Here is a 20,785-nt window from a genome sequence, read left to right on the forward strand (position 1 = left end):
GAATTTAGCCAAACATCATTAATTACCCATGAGCTCCTTGCGAAGATTGGCGATATACATCGTTAAAGCCTGCTGCCAGTCAGGCGCAGCATCATAGGTTTTACCCAAAAACACATTACCGCTGTAGATATGCTTGATATAGAATTTATAAACTGGCAGATCCTTGTCGAATGAAAGTGAATAGGGCTTATTGTCTCTGATGGAACCGGATTCATAGCTTTCGGCACCCGGGTCAATTTCATATTCCAGGATATCACGAACCGATTCGCCGGTAGTATGTACATAGTAAAGTATAAACTGAAAGCCATCAGATCGCAATTCACGTTCTTCACGGGTAGGATCAACGATTTCATATTTATATGGATAATAAGCCATGGTTTGCCGGATCATCGCAGTATCTGCAAATGGTTGAACAGCCAGTTTATCCGATTGAAGATTCAGATCGTAAAATTCTGACCTTCGGCCGTTTATCGGCGTTATCAGTTTCCCGGGAAGCGCATTCTCAAGGATAAGGAGATTTTTTAATTCCTGTCCGGAAGTAGCTGCTGCACGGTATAACTGGTTCAGTGCCGTGCTCAGGTCCGGAGCGCTGGTTTGCCAAACCGCGGTTTTGGGATCGATAAACGTATTTTTATCAAAAGCCGCAACCCGCACTACATAATTGCCGGGATTCTGTTTAATAAGTACCAGGTGGGTGATGTTTCGCTGGTCAAAAACCTGTAGCAGGGCTTTCTCAGTTTCTGGTCCGCTTTGTATATCGCCCATATGATATGCGGCGACAACATCAATTCCCGATCGCTTCATGAACGGCTGTGCCTCTTCGGCAATAGAAAGCCATTCTCCACGTAATCGCCGATCTTTAGGATCCGGCAACGGATCGACGATCATCAGTGATTTTCCGCTACGCAGATCAGGAGGTAGTTCGGAACCTACAGCGAGGCTGTCAACAGGGGCCGACTGAGCAAACAGGTCTGATGAATGACCCGTGATAAAAAGGGCAAGTGTGTAGAGGAATATGATAAATTTTATTTTCATCAGGTAGCAAAGAGCTGATTCATATCCTTAAACGCTTTAAATTCAAGTGCATTGCCGCTGGGATCAAGAAAAAACATAGTTGCCTGTTCACCAGGAAGGCCTTTAAACCGGATATGTGGCTCAATGATGAAGGAAATTTTCTCCTGTTTCAACCGTTCAGCAAGTTCTTCCCATTCCTTCATGCCAAGTACCACACCAAAATGACGGACTGGCACCTGGTCGCCATCTACGTCATTTGTGGTTGATCTTTTGGCTTCTTCTGGAGAAAGATGTGCAACAACCTGGTGACCATACATATTGAAATCAATCCAGTGGTCGGAAGTCCTTCCGGTGGTACATCCCAGGATCTTGGTGTAAAATTCCAGGGTTTCCTGCAAATCATGTACAGGAAAAGCGAGATGAAATGGTTGTATCATAGTTTAATCAATTCCAAGAAATACTTCAGTGTCGATTCGTACAGGGTATGTTTCCAGGTCTTCTGTCCGCTGCTGGCATTCTCTGCCAGTCTTTAAGTTGAACCGATATGAGTGGAGTGGACAAACGATTTCTCCTTCAGGACTCACATCTCCTTTGAACAAGGGTTCGTGCTGGTGCGGACAAAGAGGAGCAAATGCAAATAATTCATTATTTCTTCGAACCACCGTAACCTTTCGTTCCCCAATCTTCAACTGATAGGGATCATTTTCCGGTAATGCCTTACAGGTATCTTCCCAGCTTTTAAAGATTCTTACCCATCTCATTTTCGGCGAACTTTTTCTTCACCTCTTCGAGCCTTGCGGGCCTGGTCATTATCATGGCATACGCTTCCCGAATCGACTTTGAGTGGGAGACATCTTTGTAAATATCCATCCACTCATGGAAACAAAGATAAACAGGATTATAAGAATTCACAGGCTTGGTAATACCGTATTTTGCCTGCTCACCTTCGGGCTGGAAGGTTCCGAACATCCGGTCCCAGATGACAAGCGTTGAGCCATAGTTCTTGTCCAGGTAATCTTCGTTAACGGCATGATGAACACGGTGGTGAGAGGGAGTTACGAATATAAATTCGAACCACCGCGGCATTTTTCTGATGTATTCTGTATGAATCCAGAACTGGTATAAAACCTCGATCTGGTGACAGATAAAGAATACCACCGGATGAAAACCAGCCAGGGCCACGGGAATAAAGAAAATAATTTTCAAATGCTGGGTCCAGCCGAGCCGGAAGCTTACCGACCAGTTATATTTTTCAGAGTTATGATGCGTTACATGTGTTGCCCACCAAAATCTGTTTTCATGTGCGATCCGGTGTGCCCAGTATCTCCAGAAATCAATCCAGATGAGGCACAGGACGTAGGACCACCATGTATTTGGAATGGACCAGGGAACCAGGTTGTAGAAAAAGAGGATAATTCCGAAGGTGGCTACCTTCAGTAAAGCACTTAATCCAACATTTACTAACCCGATCGTTGTCGCTGCAAGTGTATCTTTTCGGTTATAGATATCCCTGTTCTGATGATAGCTGATGATCCATTCAGCAGCTACAAGAATAAACATCACAGGGGCAGCGTAAAGGATGATATTCGGCAAATCCATGGCGAATACCTGCTCGATTGTAAGTTGTTTCTTCTCCGTGAAAAGCTCCATAAGCTTCGAATATAAGAAGATAAACTCATCGAATAATAAGCAATCCTAAAATTTAATTGATCTTGTTCAGTTCTATGGTTGCAAGGGGCAGGTCCACCTCAACTCTGGTACAGATCCCATTTTCGTAGAAATAGTGATTTTTACGGTCGTCGGGTTTAATAAGTACAAAGGTCTGAGAGTCTGAACGTTGAATGGAACAAAACTGCCCATACCGCTCTGAAAAGATTTTAGCTTTCACCGGAGGCCTGAAATATAAGGTTGAAATGCTTTCAGAAATGATCATTTCTTCGATCCTGTCCTTGTCATCTACCTGAATATGATACATCTCTTCGAGGAATTTCACCGATGAATGTGATTTGCGTTTATTATTCACCGTATTTTCCGATGAAGCGCTTAGCAGTTTTCCATCCCGGTAAACCGAATAGTACTCGTTGTACATATCGAAGGACATGAGGAAGCTGAACTTGGTCCTGCTTTTAAGGTCAAACGTAACCAGAGAACCGCTCTTGCTTTGTTCAGCAATGAGATACCCGATCGAATCACCTTTCCAGTCAATCCGATATATATGCTGCTGACCGTGAGCAAAAGTGCTCAGGAGGAAAAGCGTGAGATATAGGATATACTTATTTAACATTAGCTTAGCAACGATGCAATTACTGTTATATTGGGAAAGGTATGCCTTAAGTTAGTCTAAATTAAGGGACAACCGGCATAACTTTCTTTATTGATCCGATAATTCCGATGAATGTAATCACCCGATTTCAGGAATCTTTTCTCCAGCGTATCAGCGAACCCCTGCTCGGGGATCGGGAAATTTCCCTTTGGATACGACGGGAGGACCTTATTCATCCTGAAATATCCGGGAATAAATGGTGGAAACTTTCTGGAAATTTACAGGAAATACTTGATAAGTCATCTTCGCCTACCCTGCTCACATTTGGCGGTGCTTACTCAAATCACCTGTATGCTACTGCCTCAGCCTGTGCGGAATTAGGTATTCCCTGTATAGGTATTGTCCGTGGAGAAATTCCCGAACCCAGGAATGCTACCCTCACCTTTGCCAGCGATAAAGGGATGGAACTTGTGTCGGTATCAAGATCCGAATACAGGAATAATGCTCAGATAAGCGAGAAGTATCAACGTATCATACCCAACTTGTATGTTGTGCCTGAAGGGGGAACAAATGAAGCGGCAGTTTTATCATGTACAGCCATTGTTGATGACAGGATGAAGGAAATGAATTATGTGTGTGTGCCCGCAGGAACTGGCGGAACCATGGCAGGAATTATTGGAGGCATGGAAAATCATGGCGTGGTCCTGGGATTTTCAGCCCTGAAGGGGGATTTTCTGAGCGAAGAAGTAAATGGCTTGTTAAAAAAAGCGTTTCCGGAACGCGATCTGAAGCATTGGCGTATGATCACTGATTATCACCATGGCGGATATGCCCGTATATCTGATGAACTCATCGCCTTCATTCAAAGTTTTTACGGTGCTCATGGAATATTGCTGGACCCGGTGTATACGGGGAAAATGATGTTCGGAATTTATGATATGATCCGGAGGGACCTTTTTCCCGCGGGGTCATCCATTTGTGCAATACATACAGGCGGATTACAGGGCTGGAACGGCATCAGAGAACGGTATGGGATTGACCCTACTTCCTTTTAATGGATTCCAGCCAGCTGCCTATTGTCCTTCTGCCAGCGGGTTTCTGCGCCAGTAAGCTGGTTTCAGCAGCACTTTTAACAGATTCTATGGTGTAAAATCCGTTCGGGAAATGTTCATGGAACTCTGCCAGAAGCAGTTCTATATGCTCCCTGTTGATCACTGTGAAAATAATTTGCTGATGACCATCTGAACTGATTCCGTCGATCATAACATATCGCCATTTTCTGGCGTCAAGGAAAGCACGCAGGGGCGCGGTATCCTCATTTGTAAGCAATCGTACTACCACTTTTCCGTAGGCGAGTTTTTCCTCGATGAACATACCCACAAAGATACCTGCTGCAAACCCTGCAGGATAAGCTATGTAGGAATAGATGTTGTCGATATGCTGAAAGATCTGCCCGATAGCCAGAAGCCATATCAGGGATTCAAAAAAGCCCAGGATCGTTGAGATCATTCTTCGCCCGCTCATGACAAAAATGATTCGGATTGTGTTGATGGAAACATCACAAATGCGGGCAAAGAAAATCAGCAATGGCAAAATGATGATCCGAAAAGTTTCACCGGAAACGCCGAAAGTAGTTGAAAAAAATTCTTCCATTTTAATTATCCAAAAAGCAATGAAAATACCTCATTGAGGTTTGCGAAGGTATGTACCTTTATCTTAAATCTGGATAAATCGGTGCCTTTTAATCCGAATTTGGATACGATAATTTGCTCAAAACCCAGTTTTTCCGCTTCTCCTATGCGTTGTTCCATGCGCTGTACCGCCCGAAGCTCTCCTCCCAGTCCAACTTCCGCCGCAAATACAATTCGGTCACTTACCGGGATATCTTCAAGTGAGGAAACCATGGAAACGCAGGCAGAGAGGTCCATGGCAGGATCTTCTACGCGCAATCCCCCGGCTACGTTGAGAAACACGTCGCTGCTGCCGAACCTGAATCCGCAACGCTTTTCAAGAACAGCGAGAAGCATGTTCAGACGCCGGTTATCAAATCCTGTGGGGGTTCGTTGAGGAGTTCCATAGGTTGCCGTACTCACCAATGCCTGTAATTCAACCAGCAGCGGGCGGTTTCCTTCCATGGTTGCACCGATGGCAACACCGCTAAGGTCACCTTCTCGCTGCGTGATCAGGATTTCCGAAGGATTTAAAACTTCATGGAGGCCGTCGCTGCGCATTTCGTAAATCCCAAGCTCTGAAGTTGATCCGAAACGGTTTTTGGTGGTGCGTAGCATTCTGTATGACAAATGCTGATCCCCTTCAAACTGAAGCACTGTGTCTACCATGTGTTCCAGGACCTTGGGACCGGCAATGCTTCCGTCCTTTGTAATGTGGCCAACCAGAAATACGGGCAGATGACGGGATTTAGCAACCTTGATCAGTTCTGCGGTGCACTGCCTAACCTGTGAAACGCTGCCAGCTGCAGACTCCAGCGCCGGACTGTTCAGTGTTTGTATAGAATCAATGATGAGGAGTTCCGGTGGAGTGTCATTGATCTGATCAGCTATATGATCAACATTGGTCTCGGATAAAATTAAACACTCCGGGTTAAGTTTTGCCTGCATCCTGTCGGCACGCATTTTAATCTGATGAGCACTTTCTTCACCAGAAACGTACAAAACCTTACATGGCATTTGCAGGGCAATTTGAAGTAGAAGGGTTGATTTGCCTATGCCGGGTTCACCTGCAATCAATGTGATTCCGCCTGCCACAAGGCCTCCGCCAAGGACCCTGTCAAGCTCTAAATTAGTGGTACTAATACGCGGTTTATCTTCACTGGTTATTTCCGATAAGACCTGAACCTGTTCTCGATCTTTACTGGTTGATTTCCAACTGCTTTGTGAACCTTTAGCCCGAGTGAATTTCTCCTCTGTAAACGTGTTCCAGTTATTGCAGGAGGGACATTTACCAAGCCACTTTGCAGATTCGTATCCACAATTTGTGCAGAAAAATATTGTTTTTTCCTTTGCCAAGATGTTTCTTTTAGAAATGAACTGTCACCGAAAAGTCTTTATTTATTAAAAAAATAATAAATCATTACACACACTTTTCAACCAACAAAACTTTATGCTACGTTTTTTTTTAGCACTCATTATGGGTGCAATTGCCACCCTTTCCTGGGCGCAAAAAAAGCCTGTCAAATTTGGCGAAATTGATATTGAAAACCTAAAGATGGAGGTATATCCCCTCGATAGCAGCGCGGGCGCTGTTATACTGTACGATTACGGGATGACCAATTTTGATCACAATTTTGAAGTTTCATTTTCACGTCATGTGAAAATAAAGATTCTAAATAAAAGTGAATTCGACAGGGCCGATATCAAGATACCTCATTATTCCAGTGATATGGTCACACGGCTGAAGGCGTCAACCTACAATCTTGAAAACGGTAAGATCGTCGAGAGCGAAGTTGATAAAAAGGATATGTTTGATGAGAAGGCCAGCAAGTACATGGAAAACAGGTCGTTTTCATTTCCTAATGTGAAGGAAGGGTCTATCATAGAATACACCTTTGAAGTCAACTACGGTTCTTTCAGAAAGATCATGCCCTGGTATTTTCAGCATGATATTCCGGTAATGTACAGTGAATACCGCGTTGAACTTCCCGAGCCGTTTGAGTACAAAAAGATTATGACCGGTTATATTTCGCTCGACGAGGCAGAGACAGAATCCCGCAATACTACTTTCCAGGGAATTCCCATCCGCATATTTGCACAGCGTTATGTGGCGACCGATATTCCGGCATTTCGTGAAGAAGCCGGCGTGGCTTCACCGGACGATTACATGTCAAAGATCTCATTTGAACTGGATATGATCAGGGTACCTGGTGAACCAATCAGGTATTTCATGCCAAAGAGTTATGCCCATTTAAGCAGGCACCTGGCTACTACCGATATGTTCGAAAAAGAAATGAACAAGGGAAAGTTCGTTGAGGACCAGGTTGCTGAAATCACTGCAGGATTATCGACAGACGAAGAAAAAGCCAAAGCAATTTATTTTTGGGTGCAGGAGAATTTTATTGTCGATACCGAATTCTATGAAGATAATTATAAGAAGATATTTGACGAGCGAAAAGGCTATGCCGAAGACATCAACTTTATCCTGATGATGATGATGAAGGAGGCGGGGTTCAAAGTGGAGCCCGTGTTGATCAGCACCCGTGCACACGGAAAGGTTCATCCGTTCTATCCTTCCCAGTATAATTTTAATCATATGATATCCCTTGTTACAGCAGGTGAATCTACATGGTTGCTGGATGCCAGTGATAAACTACTTCCCTTTAACGCCATTGGAGAAAAGTGCTTGAACGGTAACGGATTGGTAATTTCAGAAAACGAGCCGCGTTGGGTTGAACTAAATCCATCATTTCAGAACCTGAAATATATTTCCTCGCAGCTGGAACTGGATTCTGATGGGAACCTGAAAGGTCATATGCAGATGTCCAGGAAAGGATATGAGGCAATCGGTTTCCGAAGGAAGAACATGGAAAGCAAGGATGACTATGTTAAGAACTTTTCACAATCTTTGGCAAACTGGACCATCAATAGTCATGAACTTGAAGGGCTGGAAAAAAAGGAAGATTATGTGAATGAGGAGATTGAAATTGAGGTTCCGGGTTATGCACAGTCCATGGGAGATGTTATTTATGTAAACCCGATGATATTCGGGGGTATGAAAGAAAACCCGTATAAATCGGAAAAACGCGAATACCCGGTAAATTATGCAGCTCCCGTCAAGGAATTAACCAGCTTTTCGATCACAATCCCTGAAGGATATGTGCTGGATGATGTGCCTCAGCCGGTAGCCATGGCTTTACCTGAAAATGCGGGCAAATTCATATACAGCATATCATCAACCGGAAGGATAATGACTATTACTTCGCAGTTTATGATCAACAAAACTGAGTTTTTACCGGATGAATATCCGATATTAAGACAGTTTTATGCACAGGTCGTGGCAAAACAATCGGAACAGGTCGTATTGAAAAAGGAATTATGAGATTATTGGCTTTAATACTGCTGATTTCAGCGTCAATCACCTCCCTTGCCGGTGGTGATAATAGATTCCCCGTTTCAGAGATTCCGGATGAGATGAAAAAAAATGCTCATGCGGTCATTCGGATGAGTGAGGAGGAATATGAGATCATTGATATTGATAAGGCAGTCTATCGTGTGAGACAGGCAGTCACGATTTTCTCTGAAAAAGGACAATCCCTTGCAGTGGTTTACGAGATGTACGATGATCTTACCAGGATTAATTCCATTAGCGCACAGATTTACGACAAAAATGGTAATGAGATATCAAAGCTTAAAAAAAGTGATATCAATGATCAGAGTTTTATCTCGGGATTCTCACTGTATGAAGATAACAGGGTGAAATGGGCCGATATGTCTCAGAAACAATTTCCATATACTGTTTACAGTGAGATCGAAGTGACGTATAATTTCCTGTTTTCAATTCGTCCGTTCATTCCGGTACAGGATGAGAATATCTCTGTAATGCAGGCCTCCTATGCGTTAATTGCCAATGATGATCTTTACCCCAGGTTTAAGCCGGTGAATTTCCCGAATGATCCCGTTGAATCCAGAAGTGAAAATGGTAAGAAGGTGACACGGTGGGAAGTTCGAAACCTTGCGGCAACAGAGACCGAACCTTTTGGATATTCCATAACGGATAAATCACCGCATGTCTTAATTTCTCCTACTAAATTCAGGTTTGAAGGATATGAGGGCGATATGTCATCATGGGATTCATTTGCAAAGTGGATATTGTTGCTGAACGAAGATCGAAATACCCTGTCAGAAGAAACGAAAAGAAAGCTGCAGGATATGACAAAGGGGATGTCTGACTATGACAAGGTGATGACCATATACGATTATATGCAAAATAAAACCCGTTATGTGTCTATTCAGCTTGGAATTGGCGGGTATCAGCCTTTCGAATCAGGCCTTGTGGACGATGTGGGCTATGGTGATTGCAAGGCGCTTTCTTTCTATACAAAATCCATGCTTGAGGCAGTGGGCGTTCCGTCCAATTATATTCTGGTCTCTGCAGGTGACCGTCCAGCTGCGCTCTATAGTGACTTTCCTGCACCTCGCTTCAATCATGCCATTCTGGCCGTGCCTATGGGTGCAGATACTGTCTGGCTGGAATGTACAAGTCAGACCAACCCCAATGGATTCCTGGGCAGTCATACCGATAACCGGGATGTACTGATGATTACAGAAAATGGGGCCGAAATTGTGCGCACTCCCAAATACGGGCCATCTGAAAATGTGCAGTCCAGACATGCGAACATTGAAATACGGGATGACGGTAACGCAGTAGCCCAGGTGAAAACAAGATTCAGCGGGCTTCAATATGAATATGGTGGTCTTTCCGAAGTGCTTCATCTCGGTGAGGAGGATCAGAAGAAATGGATTTACCGAACCTCCCGGATTCCGCATTATGAACTGGAATCCTTTCGGATGACCAATCATGAGGGTCTTGTGCCTTTCGCGGATGTTGAAATGAAGTTGTTTCTTCCAAAGTTTTCCTCAGTTGGCGGAAAGCGAATGTTCTTTGAGCCGAATTTGATGAATCAATGGGAAAACCCATTGCCCAAAACCGATACACGGACAGAGCCTGTAAAAATCCGGCGGGGATTTGTAGAGTCCGATACAGTGGTATTTGATTTTCCTTCCCATCTAAGGCCGGAATATCTGCCGGAACCGATGGTGATTGAAAGTGAATTTGGAAAATATAAATCTCACTATGCCTTTATACAAGGCCAGTTAATTTATGTTCGTACTTTTACGCTATACAGTGGAGAACATCCCGCCGAAAAGTATCAGGATCTGTTTGAATTCTTCAATGAGGTTTCCCGAAACGACAAGAAAAAAGTTGTTCTCCTTAACGGAACATAATTCATATGCGTTTTTTTCTTCTGCTCGTCCTTTTTCCCTTCATTTCGAATGCACAACAGGCGATGAAATGGGGCAGATACGAGGACTTTGAAATTGATTTGACGCAAGTTTCCTATGAACCCGAAGCGAGTGTTGTTATCCTGGGTGAAGTTGGGAGGATTTATTTTGACCGGCATATCAATTATGAGGTTCACACCCGATTGAAAATTCTGAAGGAGGAGGGTAAGGATCTGGTCGACCGGCTATCCTTGTCTTCCGTCAGGTTTTACAATAAGGACCTTACAAAAATGTTCAATGTACGGGCGCAGATCCGCACCCCGGAAGGCGAAAAAATTACGCTTGATAAATCGCAGATCGTTAAAACAAAGTTGGATGAATTCCTGTCGGAAATCCGGTTTGTTTTTCCCAGGCTTGTGCCAGGAACGATCATTGAGTTTGAATACACGTACCAGTATGATGATTTCTATTATATACCTACCTGGTATTTCCAGAAACAGGTGCCGGTGCTGTTCAGTATGCTGGATGCGAGACTTCCCGGCGGCATTGTGTACCGTGTAAGCATGCAGGGGAATCGTCTTCGGAAAAAATATGCCGAAAGACAACTGGGGACCTGGTCGTTGGTTGACCTTCCTTCCATCAATCCTGACCCGTACATTTATAACGTGAATAAATACGCCGAGGCAGTTAACTTTTTCCTCGACAGCTATGAGTATATGAATATTCAGCATACCTACAGCAGCACGCGGACGGTTGAATTCAATACCAAGTCAGACATTTATCGCAAGTATTATTTGCATGATTACTATCGGGGCTGGCTGGATGATCGTTATATCAATTCGATGGAGGGGATTAATGATCTGGCCGGGGACAATGAACTGCAAACCACCCAAAATATTTACCGATATGTGCAGAATAACATAGCCTGGACAGGCGAACACAACTATTTTGTGGGGGATAATAACATGGAGGTAGTCCGCGATAGGCGGGGTCATAGTGGGGAGGTGAATCTCCTTATGCGGGCTATTCTTCATAAATATAGTATTCCTTCAGATATCGTACTGGTTTCTACCCGTTCCCACGGGTTCCCGGAGGAGTCAACCCCTGCATTGAATCAGTTCAATCACCTTATTTTAAATGTGAAAGTTAATGACGGCATTTTGGTTGACGCGACTGAGCCGTTTTATGACTTCGCAACACTTCCACCGAAGGATCAGAATTTCAAAGGGCTTATTTTTGAACAAGACAACCCTCGCTGGATTACCATTGCTCCAAACCTTTCAAAACTTACGGTGAACTACCAGTTCGACCCAGCTGGCCGGGTCGTGGATGCCCGTATTAGCGCGACTGCCCATGATGCCGCCAGGCTGAGGCAGCAATGGTTCAACCATGGGTCATTAAAACTGGACTATTTTAACTTACCCGAGTATGAACCGGATTCACTGCGGCCGGAGTTTCCGGAGAATTATCGACTGCCGGTTAAGATTGCTGCCCGCTACATAAGCGGAGGTAATGAATTGGAAGAAGTCGTGTATATCCCTGCCCAGCTTTTTAAGTTCTACAATGAAATGCCATTCAGGGAAGAAAAAAGATCATACCCTGTGGAACTTTCTTACCCATTTTATCGACAGATGATTGGAATTATTAATATTCCTGATGGTTATGTGGTTGATGAGTTGCCGGATAAACGTACCATTGAATTGCCAAACCGGCTTGGTCATTATCGTTTTGATGCCGCAGTCATGGGTAACGTTATCCAGATAAATGCAACCCTCGAAATTCCGGCACTGATCGTATTGCCCGAGTACTATGCAGACTTCAGGGATATGATTCAACAAGTGATTGCCAAACAAAGTGAGATGATAGTATTGCGCCGACAGGCAGAATGATACTTTCTTTGATCCTTGAAAACCAGCACCAAATTCACGTTGTTTGTGTTATAATAGACAGTGATGAGTAAGAAAGTATTATTAATGATCCTTGATGGCTGGGGACTGGGAACAGACCCCAAGGTTTCGGCCATCGCTTCGGCAAATACCCCATTTGTAGATTCCTTATATACAAAATATCCACACAGCCGTCTTGAAGCATCAGGGTTGGCGGTCGGACTTCCGGAAGGACAGATGGGTAATTCAGAAGTAGGACATATGAATATTGGCGCGGGACGTGTTGTTTACCAGGATCTGGTAAAAATAAATCTTGCATTCAAGGAAGGAACAGTAAAGCAGAATAAAGTGCTTATGGATGCCTTAAAAGAGGCGGCAAAGCCTGGAAAACGTCTGCATTTAATCGGACTGGTTTCGGACGGTGGCGTTCATTCACATATTGAGCATTTAAAGGGACTTTGTTCAGTGGCTGCGGAGGAGGGTCTTGACAATGTTTTTGTCCATGCGTTTACCGATGGCCGTGATACGGATCCAAAGTCGGGAGAAGCATTTCTAACAGATCTGCAGCATCACATGAAACAGACCACAGGCAGCATTGCTTCAGTGATTGGCCGATACTATGCGATGGACAGGGATAAGCGCTGGGAACGGGTTAAACTCGCTTATGATCTGATGGTGAAAGGCGTTGGTAAGCATACCCGGAATATCCTGGATGCCGTACGTGAATCATATGAGGAAGGGATCACCGATGAATTTATTAAGCCTATCGTTCAGGTCGATGAAAACGAAAAACCTATTGCCACCATTCAGGATGGTGATGTGGTAATCTGCTTTAACTTCCGAACCGATCGCGGACGACAGATAACCATGGCCCTCACCCAGCAGGATTTTCCGGAGCAGGATATGAAAAAGCTGGATCTTTACTATGTGACCATGGCCCGTTATGATGATACATTTAAAGGAGTTCATGTCATTTTTGAAAAGGATAACCTGAGTAATACGCTCGGAGAGATTCTTGAAAATAATCTGCGCAAGCAGATCCGAATTGCAGAAACCGAAAAATACCCCCATGTGACATTTTTCTTCAGCGGGGGAAGGGAGGAACCGTTTGAAGGGGAGAAGAGACTTTTGTGCCCGTCACCAAAGGTGGCTACCTACGATCTTCAGCCAGAAATGAGCGCCAAAGATATCCGGGATAAGATAATTCCTGAGCTGGAAAGCGAAGAGCCCGATTTCATTTGTCTGAATTTTGCCAACCCGGATATGGTTGGCCATACAGGGGTTTTTGAGGCTGCCGTGAAGGCCTGTGAAACGGTTGATGCCTGCGCGCGTGATGTGATAGAAACTGCACTGGAGCATGGTTATGCAACCATCGTAATCGCTGATCATGGTAATTCAGATATTATGATCAATCCGGATGGAACACCAAATACTGCCCATACCACCAATCTTGTTCCCTGCATCCTCGTTGACAGGGACAAACACGGGCCGCTGAAAGATGGCAAGCTAGGAGACCTTGCCCCAACAATTCTAACACTGATGGGCATTGAAATTCCTTCGGATATGACAGGTAACGTTCTGCTTGCATGAGGCTGTTCACACTGTTATTGCTCATCGTTTTAGCGGGATGTGAAAATTTAAACCCGGATGTACCCACTGTATTTTACAATGTGGACAGTCTCGTGAATGCCCAGGTAAATTACCTTGTGGAAATGAGACCTGAAGTTGTAAAAACTGGTGAAATCAGGGAAGATGCAGGGGAGTCAGTTGTAATCCCGGATAGTTTGCAGTGGACACGTGAACTGGCGATTTTCAGACGGGCAGACATTAACAAGCCCCGTTTGCGTGAGCAATATTCCGTTGAAGAAGGATCGGATAAGGACGGGGAATGGATTTCATATACCGCGCAGAGGGAGAAAAATCTTCCAGTTCGGAATCTTACAATTCGTTACGCCGGGAACCGGAATCAGATTCGTATGCTGGAGGCCCTCATCAAAGATGTAAATCCGCTGTATAATAGTGAACGCTTAATACAAATGTCCTTCGATCAGATTGATGGCACCTCCGTTTTATCTTCGTATTTCATCCAGGGTGGTCAGCGTATGAAATTACGTGACACGGTCGAATTCGATCTGACCGCCAAAGTCCGTTATCGTTAGCTCTCGAAATGATAAAGGAAAACAAGAGAGGCGACGTACGCCGGCTTTGGATTATCCTTAATTTCCAGCGTGATTTTTAATTGGGCTTTTGTTACTCCGCGCAGGTCGGCAATTGACTCCAACTCGGCCTTTAGCCTAACCTCACTTCCAACCACTACCGGCTGATTGAAACGCAGTTTTTCAATCCCATAGTTAATCATCATTTTCAGGTTCCTTATTTCAGCAATTTGCTGCCACAGATAGGGAGCTACCGAAAGTGTGAGATATCCGTGAGCGATCGTCTTTCCGAATGGGCCGCTTTTAGCTTTTTCGGGATCAATGTGAATCCATTGGTGATCAAGTGTAGCGTCTGCGAATTGATTGATTTGGTCCTGTGTAATCGTTAGCCAGGGAGAAATACCGATGAGTTTACCATCAAATGCACTGAACTCCTCATAGGAACCAATAATAACTTTATCCATATTTCAATGTAAAGCCATGAATTTAGTCTGAAAGCGAACAAAACGCAAACAACCAGCTTACTGAATCAATAGACATCAAGGATTTTATAGGTTGTATCTCTGAATGAAAAAGTATCTCCTTTCGACATTCCTTTCATTGCCGAATAAACAGGCGTATGGGTACTGAGACCGAAAATCTCCCGATCATTTACGGTATATTTTTCAATGCTGGCTGAAACGTAAAATGTGCGTTGATCTGTTTCAACGATTGAACCCAGGGTAACCTCGGAATGCAAGGGTTCCTGAACCACCATACGGTTTAGCAATTCCATCTCATCCCGGGCAAAATTCAGTTGCTCACCCAAGCGGATTATGGTTTCATTGCTTACATCATCAAGTGATTGCTGGTCCATATCGAGTTGATCTTCATGAAGCCCCATTTCACTCTTTTGTAACTCCTCAATACCATATTTCAGATCCTCAAGAACTTTTTGATGCGATATCCGGGCTTGCTGCAAGGCTTCCCGCTTAAATTCAATTTTGTTCATAGTGCGCCCTTTTCTTTAACTTTTTCTCCCGGACTCTTTTTTCCAATAATCCTGATTAATTCTTCCCTATAAATTACTTCTTTTTTAATTAATTCTGAAGCAAGGCGGTCCAGGCTTTCCCGGTTATCCTGTAAAATGCGCAGACAATCACCGTATGCCTCATCCACCATAGACTGTACTTCCTCGTCAATTCTTTCGGCTGTTTTTTCACTGTACGGCTTCTGAAGGGAATTCTCTGAACGTCCGGTTGAGTCATAAAAGCTGAGGTTGCGTATAGAGCCGCCCAATCCATAGTTCAGAACCATGTTATAGGCCAGCTTAGTCACCTTCTCCAGATCATCCAGTGCATTTGTAGATACATCCCCGTAAACAACCTCCTCGGCGGCCCTTCCGCCAAGAGCGGTACAAATCTGATCATAAAATTCAGATCGTGTAATTACCTGGTGTTCTTCCGGCAGGTACCAGGCCGCACCGAGCGACCTGCCCCGGGGGATTATCGATACCTTTTGAACAGGATGGGCGTTCGGCAGGAACCAACTCACAAGAACATGGCCGGATTCGTGAAATGCAATCCGCTGCTTTTCCGCGGCACTGATGATTTTACTACGCTTTTCGAGTCCACCAACCACACGGTCAATGGCATCCATGAAATCCTGTTTCTCAACCGCCTCCTTCTCGCGACGTGCGGCAATTAATGCTGCTTCATTGCAAATATTGGCAATGTCAGCCCCTGAAAATCCCGGTGTCTGGGAGGCAAGTGTATTTGTAATTACATCCTTACTGGTTTTAATTGGTATAATATGCACATCAAAAATAGCTTTGCGTTCTGCCAGAGTTGGCAGTTCCAGGTGGATATGCCGATCAAACCTGCCAGGGCGAAGCAATGCCGGATCAAGAATATCTCCACGGTTGGTTGCTGCCAATACGATGACCCCCGCATCTGTATCAAATCCATCCAGTTCGGCCAATAGCTGGTTCAACGTACTTTCGCGTTCATCATTTGCCTGAAATGCGCTGGCTCTACCCCGAGCCCGGCCGATGGTATCAATCTCATCAATAAAAATGATACTGGGGGCTTTGCTTTTTGCCTTTTCAAAAAGGTCCCGCATACGCGCAGCCCCCACGCCCACAAACATCTCAATGAACTCGGAGCCGGACAAGGATAGAAATGGAACACCTGCTTCACCTGCTACTGCCTTTGCCAATAATGTTTTGCCAGTACCCGGAGGGCCAATCAGTAAAATTCCTTTTGGAATTTTTGCTCCAAGGCGTGTATACTTCCCCGGATCCTTTAAAAATTTTACAAGTTCATAAATTTCTTCCTTTGCCTCTTCCAGTCCGGCAACATCTGCAAATGTAACCTTACTGCTCTGCCCTTTCTCGATTACACGAGCTTTTGACTTTCCAAAATTAAAGGAATCACCCATGCCTCTCGCCCGCGAGGAACCCCGCCACATCCAGTACCAGAAGGCAAAAATCAAAATGAGTGGGAAGGTCCAGGCCAGTATACCAGTCCACCAATTCTGACGTTCCGAATATGTGACACTGATCCGTTCATCGGGAGTCATTTCTGCCTGTGCCTCTTTCAGGTTTTCATGAAAAACCTCTACAGACCCTATGTTGAAAAAATAATGTGGCCCGGCCTGTGAATCACTTCCAAACCATCCACTGGGAAGATCGTGATATTGCGGTTTTTGCAGGCTGTCTTTTTTGATGTAAACCTCCGCCCGCAGATTATTTACTATATCAACCCTGGCGACATCACCGGCCATTAACATTTCATCCCTGAATTCATTCCACGTTATTTCCTTGACCGAGGAGGTCCCGGTGAACCAGATAAAACCCAGAAAGGCAGCCATCAGCAGATACAGCCAAACCGAAATTCCGGCTGGTTTTTTGGGATTTTTGAGGTCGTGTTTTTTCACGGGCATGGACATTGATTTTATTCCTTGCTATATCAAGAATAAATATTTTCCAGCCTGAATCCTATGATGCTAATCAGCCATTTTTATGCTTTTTCGATGAGTTTCAGAATATTTTTTAGAGGACTCAATAAAATATAAAACACAGATAATCAATGACATGAATGGAATTTTACTTCAAGAGGACCCAGGCTTGAGCAGAAATGGCACGCAACTTGTATTTCCATATGCATAACCAGTTTTTAAGATCATGAAAAAGTCAATTTACATCACCGCTTTTTTTGTGCTGGCAACTGCAGCAGCTGCATGGGCACAACACATTAGTTTCATTGCTTCATACGGAGCAGCGCGGACATGGAATATTCCTACGCCTGTCGCACATGTGGTGTACAATGACTACTACCAGTATGACTGGGTACATGCGACTCAAACATTGCACCATGGACGTCTGGCCTATAATGTCATTCTGCAAAGAGGTAATACCTTCCTTGAAGTGAATATCGGTCAGTTCGGGTATGTACATTATGTTCGATCATTTGATTATTATCCATTGGCAGGCCATATATGTGGCGCTTCATGCGGTTATCATGAATATTATTATAACTCATTTAACATTGCTTGTAACAGCCACTATCACCATGGACATAATCATATAATCTACCGTCCACGTCCTGTGAACTATGTTTGGGGTCATTATTATCAGTATCCTTCCTATAATAAGGTTGTATACAACACAACGGTGATTCATAACGGAAATAACGGCCATGGAAACGGATATAAGAAGAAATCCTCACATCACGGGTCTAAGTCGGCTTACCAGAACCGCGATGTGAAATATGTGCAGAATTATCCGGACAGAAGACGTGGGGACTATGATGAAATTGAGCGCGAACGACGTGCAAATAATAAAAGTGTCAGAACATACTCCGGAAGGGGAAGTTCTCCGGTAAAGAAAAATTCTGGCCGATATAGCCGAAGGGATTGACAGAGGGGCAATAATAGAAAAGGCACACAGCGATCTGTGTGCCTTTTTTATTTTATCTTGCGGAGGTCGGATGTCAACCGGACAAATCATGCGAAGGATTCTGATATCATCGAAAATTCATATTAAACGGTTGCTCCGAAATTCCATTTTTCCGCAACATACGCGATACCGAAGGTTTGCTATTACCGGCCATCCCAGAACGGGAAGTACGCTCTTACATACCTATCTGAATGATCACTGGAACCTGCATTCATATGGAGAGTTGCTTTCAATGCAATTGGATTCCCGGCTGGCTGCAGAAAACCTGAGCGCACGGCAGTTCTACAACAAAAATTTCACAAGTCCTTTTCCCCGAATTATTAACGCGGTAGGGTTTAAATATTTTTATCAATACGAGGAATTGTCCGGGGGTCAGGAAATTCTGGATCTTATGCTTTCTGATCCAGAATTATTGTTTATCCATCTTAAACGCAGAAATAAATTAAGGACAGCCATTAGCTATCAGATTGCCAGGGCGACCAGCGCATGGACCGGATCAGAATCTGAACGCCTCCCCGTAGAGCTGAATGTTGAGGAGTTACTTCATGACCTGGTTAAGCTCGAATCCTGGGAAAAGGAATATGATGAATATCTTTCAGGCAGGAAGATGCTTACTGTGTATTATGAAGATCTCGTTGCTGAGCCACAGGAAGAATTGCACAAGATCCAGCTATTTTTAGGCGTCGAACCATGCCGGCTGCATTCTGTTCTTCACCGGCAGCACGAAGGCCCCATCGAAACATATGTCTCGAATTTCCAGGAAGTTCGTTCGAGACTGAATAATACCCGATGGAGTATTTACACGGGGTCACAATCCGCCCCGGAGAATTAAATATTCTTCTGATAATACTGTGTCAATTTAAATTGGAGAATGGTGGATACCTTTATACCTTTAATGATATAAAGAGACTGACTTACAACGAGGTAAGGGCTACAAATTAATAATTACCGTAACATTTATGTTGGCTAACAAAATTCTGACGGATCGTCAACTTCTGGGCATTCAGGTCGCTTTCTCCCTGATCTTCTGTTGCCTTCCATTATTTATCACCTTCCCCTATAAAATTAACCTCTACCTCGCCTGGGAAGGTGCCTTTCGAATGTCTGAAGGGCAAGTCCCGTTCCGTGACTTCGGAATGCCGCTGGGATATGGATTCTGGATTATTCCTGCGCTGTTTTTTAAAATTTTCGGACCGTTCATGTCTTCCCTTATCAAAGCCCAGGTTTTGATCAATTTACTGTCTATTCTGGCTCTGAATCTGCTATGGAAAAACATTGGGGTTAGCCAGGTGACCAGAACTATTGGCACGGTAATATTCTGCCTTACTTACGTGTTCATCCATTTCTGGCCGTGGTATAATCATACTGTCTATGTTTATGAATGGATATCACTTGCCTTCTTGGTCGCTTCATTCCGATCTGTCGGTATTAAAAAGATCATTTGGGCGGGCCTTGCCGGTATGTTCGGGTTCCTTTCCGTCTTTACCAAACAGGACATAGGTGCTCTGGGAGTTTTTCTGGCTATTGCGGTGATCGCGACTGACTTTTATTTCAGCCGGGATTTTAAAACGGGATTAGTCTATCTCTCGTCAGTGGTACTATTCGGCCTGTTGCTGATTTGGCCCCTTACCGAATACGAATTTGGTTACTGGTATAATTATGGCCAGGATCCTCATTCTACAAGAATTTCAGGCATGGATTACTTCGACGAGATCTTCAGCGAGGTCAACCTCATCTACCGCCTGTATTTCATCGCAATGATTGGTGCGATGTTCTGTCTCCTGAGCCGAACAATGTCCAGGGAAAAGTCAAGGGAATATGCAATACTGTTCATTTTAACCATTGGCTCCCTTACTCAGTCCATACTGGCAGGCGTGACTTCCTATGTTCCGCTGAATGCACATTTCTACTTTCACACCTTCTTTATCGTATTTGTCCTTCAGATAATTCAGGATTTTTATGTCAATCTTTCCAGAAAATACTATCTCGCGATGATGATCATTCTGGTGGGTTTCGTCTGGTCACAGGACGCATGGAAATATTCGAAAAGAATTCTGCAGCGAACCTTTCCATCTGCAGCGAACACAGGGGATGTTGTAAATAAACATACCTACATTCTTAAAACTGATACGGTTAAATCCGACAGGTCGGATTGGATAACCTCCGGGTTTGCATCCCTTAAACAGGTCACCATGCCCAAAGAAACGGTAGAAGGATTCGGTTGGATCGTTGAACAATATGGAGATAATGCTTCATTGAGATTGCTGAATATGAGTGAACTTCCCCAGCTTTATTATGAACTCGGGATCACCCCTGATTCCGGGGCGGATTTTCCTTTATGGTTCCACCGAAATGTTTCTGTATTCGAGCGTGAACAATTGAAACTTTGTTCAGCCATCCAAAATCAGGAATATGACATTGTGCTTTTTGAAATCATTCCGAATCTCAATGATTTTTACCCGCCTGCGGTTAGAGAATGTTTGATGACCGAATACAATCTTGTCAAGACATTTATGGCTCCCAGAATCCCTGAATTTTCTACGATAGAGGTTTATGAACGGAAACAGAAATAA

General features: G+C 44.1%; 19 protein-coding genes. 9 read left to right on the forward strand and 10 right to left on the reverse strand.

The features are described 5' to 3' along the window. Window positions 1-18: 18 nt before the first annotated feature. The 5 genes from LDX50_RS27610 to LDX50_RS27630 are packed head-to-tail and all read right to left on the reverse strand — an operon-like array spanning window position 19 to window position 3,298. On the reverse strand, window positions 19-1,035 hold the full coding sequence (locus LDX50_RS27610; RefSeq protein WP_225699523.1) for a hypothetical protein: 1,017 nt from the start codon (window positions 1,033-1,035) through the stop codon (window positions 19-21). Beyond that, entirely contained in the window at window positions 1,035-1,451 is a 417-nt protein-coding gene (locus LDX50_RS27615) for a VOC family protein (protein ID WP_225699524.1), read from the reverse strand. The genes LDX50_RS27610 and LDX50_RS27615 overlap by 1 nt, the downstream gene beginning before the upstream one ends. Before the next feature lie 3 nt (window positions 1,452-1,454). Then, window positions 1,455-1,775: a Rieske (2Fe-2S) protein gene (locus tag LDX50_RS27620; protein WP_225699525.1), complete on the reverse strand. Its 321-nt coding sequence runs from the start codon at window positions 1,773-1,775 to the stop codon at window positions 1,455-1,457. Continuing rightward, window positions 1,753-2,664 carry a sterol desaturase family protein gene (locus tag LDX50_RS27625; RefSeq protein ID WP_225699526.1) on the reverse strand — a complete coding sequence of 304 codons (912 nt, stop codon included), beginning with the start codon at window positions 2,662-2,664 and terminating at the stop codon, window positions 1,753-1,755. Before LDX50_RS27625 ends, LDX50_RS27620 begins: the two co-directional genes overlap by 23 nt. Window positions 2,665-2,716: 52 nt before the next feature. Continuing rightward, window positions 2,717-3,298 carry a DUF6134 family protein gene (locus tag LDX50_RS27630; protein ID WP_225699527.1) on the reverse strand — a complete coding sequence of 194 codons (582 nt, stop codon included), beginning with the start codon at window positions 3,296-3,298 and terminating at the stop codon, window positions 2,717-2,719. 107 nt (window positions 3,299-3,405) lie between these two features. Here LDX50_RS27630 and LDX50_RS27635 point away from each other — a divergent pair, with 107 nt between their 5' ends. Further along, the gene (locus tag LDX50_RS27635; RefSeq protein ID WP_225699528.1) at window positions 3,406-4,332 is read left to right on the forward strand and encodes a 1-aminocyclopropane-1-carboxylate deaminase/D-cysteine desulfhydrase; all 927 of its coding nucleotides are present in this window, start codon (window positions 3,406-3,408) and stop codon (window positions 4,330-4,332) included. On the opposite strand, the gene LDX50_RS27640 is transcribed toward LDX50_RS27635, so the two are convergent. Both LDX50_RS27640 and radA read right to left on the reverse strand, forming a co-directional pair. Beyond that, complete coding sequence (locus LDX50_RS27640; RefSeq protein ID WP_225699529.1) at window positions 4,319-4,930, reverse strand: DUF2179 domain-containing protein; 612 nt, start codon at window positions 4,928-4,930, stop codon at window positions 4,319-4,321. The genes LDX50_RS27635 and LDX50_RS27640 overlap by 14 nt on opposite strands. A gap of 5 nt (window positions 4,931-4,935) precedes the next feature. Continuing rightward, window positions 4,936-6,303, reverse strand: coding sequence for a DNA repair protein RadA (gene radA, locus LDX50_RS27645; RefSeq protein ID WP_225699530.1), 1,368 nt, complete (start codon window positions 6,301-6,303; stop codon window positions 4,936-4,938). A gap of 94 nt (window positions 6,304-6,397) precedes the next feature. Here radA and LDX50_RS27650 point away from each other — a divergent pair, with 94 nt between their 5' ends. The 5 genes from LDX50_RS27650 to LDX50_RS27670 all read left to right on the forward strand — a co-directional run bounded on the left by LDX50_RS27650 (window position 6,398) and on the right by LDX50_RS27670 (window position 14,278). Then, window positions 6,398-8,329: a DUF3857 domain-containing protein gene (locus LDX50_RS27650; RefSeq protein ID WP_225699531.1), complete on the forward strand. Its 1,932-nt coding sequence runs from the start codon at window positions 6,398-6,400 to the stop codon at window positions 8,327-8,329. Then, window positions 8,326-10,236: a DUF3857 domain-containing protein gene (locus tag LDX50_RS27655; protein ID WP_225699532.1), complete on the forward strand. Its 1,911-nt coding sequence runs from the start codon at window positions 8,326-8,328 to the stop codon at window positions 10,234-10,236. Before LDX50_RS27650 ends, LDX50_RS27655 begins: the two co-directional genes overlap by 4 nt. Before the next feature lie 5 nt (window positions 10,237-10,241). Beyond that, the gene (locus LDX50_RS27660) at window positions 10,242-12,122 is read left to right on the forward strand and encodes a DUF3857 domain-containing protein (protein ID WP_225699533.1); all 1,881 of its coding nucleotides are present in this window, start codon (window positions 10,242-10,244) and stop codon (window positions 12,120-12,122) included. Between the two features lie 63 nt (window positions 12,123-12,185). Continuing rightward, on the forward strand, window positions 12,186-13,709 hold the full coding sequence (gene gpmI / locus LDX50_RS27665; RefSeq protein WP_225699534.1) for a 2,3-bisphosphoglycerate-independent phosphoglycerate mutase: 1,524 nt from the start codon (window positions 12,186-12,188) through the stop codon (window positions 13,707-13,709). Continuing rightward, the gene (locus tag LDX50_RS27670) at window positions 13,706-14,278 is read left to right on the forward strand and encodes a hypothetical protein (protein ID WP_225699535.1); all 573 of its coding nucleotides are present in this window, start codon (window positions 13,706-13,708) and stop codon (window positions 14,276-14,278) included. The genes gpmI and LDX50_RS27670 overlap by 4 nt, the downstream gene beginning before the upstream one ends. Here the strand turns inward: LDX50_RS27670 and LDX50_RS27675 are convergent. The 3 genes from LDX50_RS27675 to ftsH all read right to left on the reverse strand — a co-directional run bounded on the left by LDX50_RS27675 (window position 14,275) and on the right by ftsH (window position 17,197). Further along, window positions 14,275-14,739 carry a MaoC family dehydratase gene (locus LDX50_RS27675; RefSeq protein WP_225699536.1) on the reverse strand — a complete coding sequence of 155 codons (465 nt, stop codon included), beginning with the start codon at window positions 14,737-14,739 and terminating at the stop codon, window positions 14,275-14,277. The two genes, LDX50_RS27670 and LDX50_RS27675, sit on opposite strands and share 4 nt — an antisense overlap. Window positions 14,740-14,804: 65 nt before the next feature. Next, the gene (locus tag LDX50_RS27680) at window positions 14,805-15,266 is read right to left on the reverse strand and encodes a hypothetical protein (protein WP_225699537.1); all 462 of its coding nucleotides are present in this window, start codon (window positions 15,264-15,266) and stop codon (window positions 14,805-14,807) included. Beyond that, complete coding sequence (ftsH, locus tag LDX50_RS27685; RefSeq protein WP_225699538.1) at window positions 15,263-17,197, reverse strand: ATP-dependent zinc metalloprotease FtsH; 1,935 nt, start codon at window positions 17,195-17,197, stop codon at window positions 15,263-15,265. The genes LDX50_RS27680 and ftsH overlap by 4 nt, the downstream gene beginning before the upstream one ends. Window positions 17,198-17,438: 241 nt before the next feature. Between ftsH and LDX50_RS27690 the strand changes: the two genes are divergently transcribed. The 3 genes from LDX50_RS27690 (at window position 17,439) to LDX50_RS27700 (ending at window position 20,785) form a co-directional block, all read left to right on the forward strand. Continuing rightward, window positions 17,439-18,173 (forward strand): hypothetical protein, encoded by a 735-nt coding sequence (locus tag LDX50_RS27690; protein ID WP_225699539.1) that lies wholly within the window; start codon window positions 17,439-17,441, stop codon window positions 18,171-18,173. Between the two features lie 88 nt (window positions 18,174-18,261). After that, on the forward strand, window positions 18,262-19,044 hold the full coding sequence (locus LDX50_RS27695; protein WP_225699540.1) for a Stf0 family sulfotransferase: 783 nt from the start codon (window positions 18,262-18,264) through the stop codon (window positions 19,042-19,044). Between the two features lie 127 nt (window positions 19,045-19,171). Further along, a complete protein-coding gene (locus tag LDX50_RS27700) occupies window positions 19,172-20,785 on the forward strand; it encodes a hypothetical protein (protein WP_225699541.1) in 1,614 nt (537 codons plus the stop codon).

This window comes from Fulvivirga sedimenti (genome assembly GCF_020328055.1).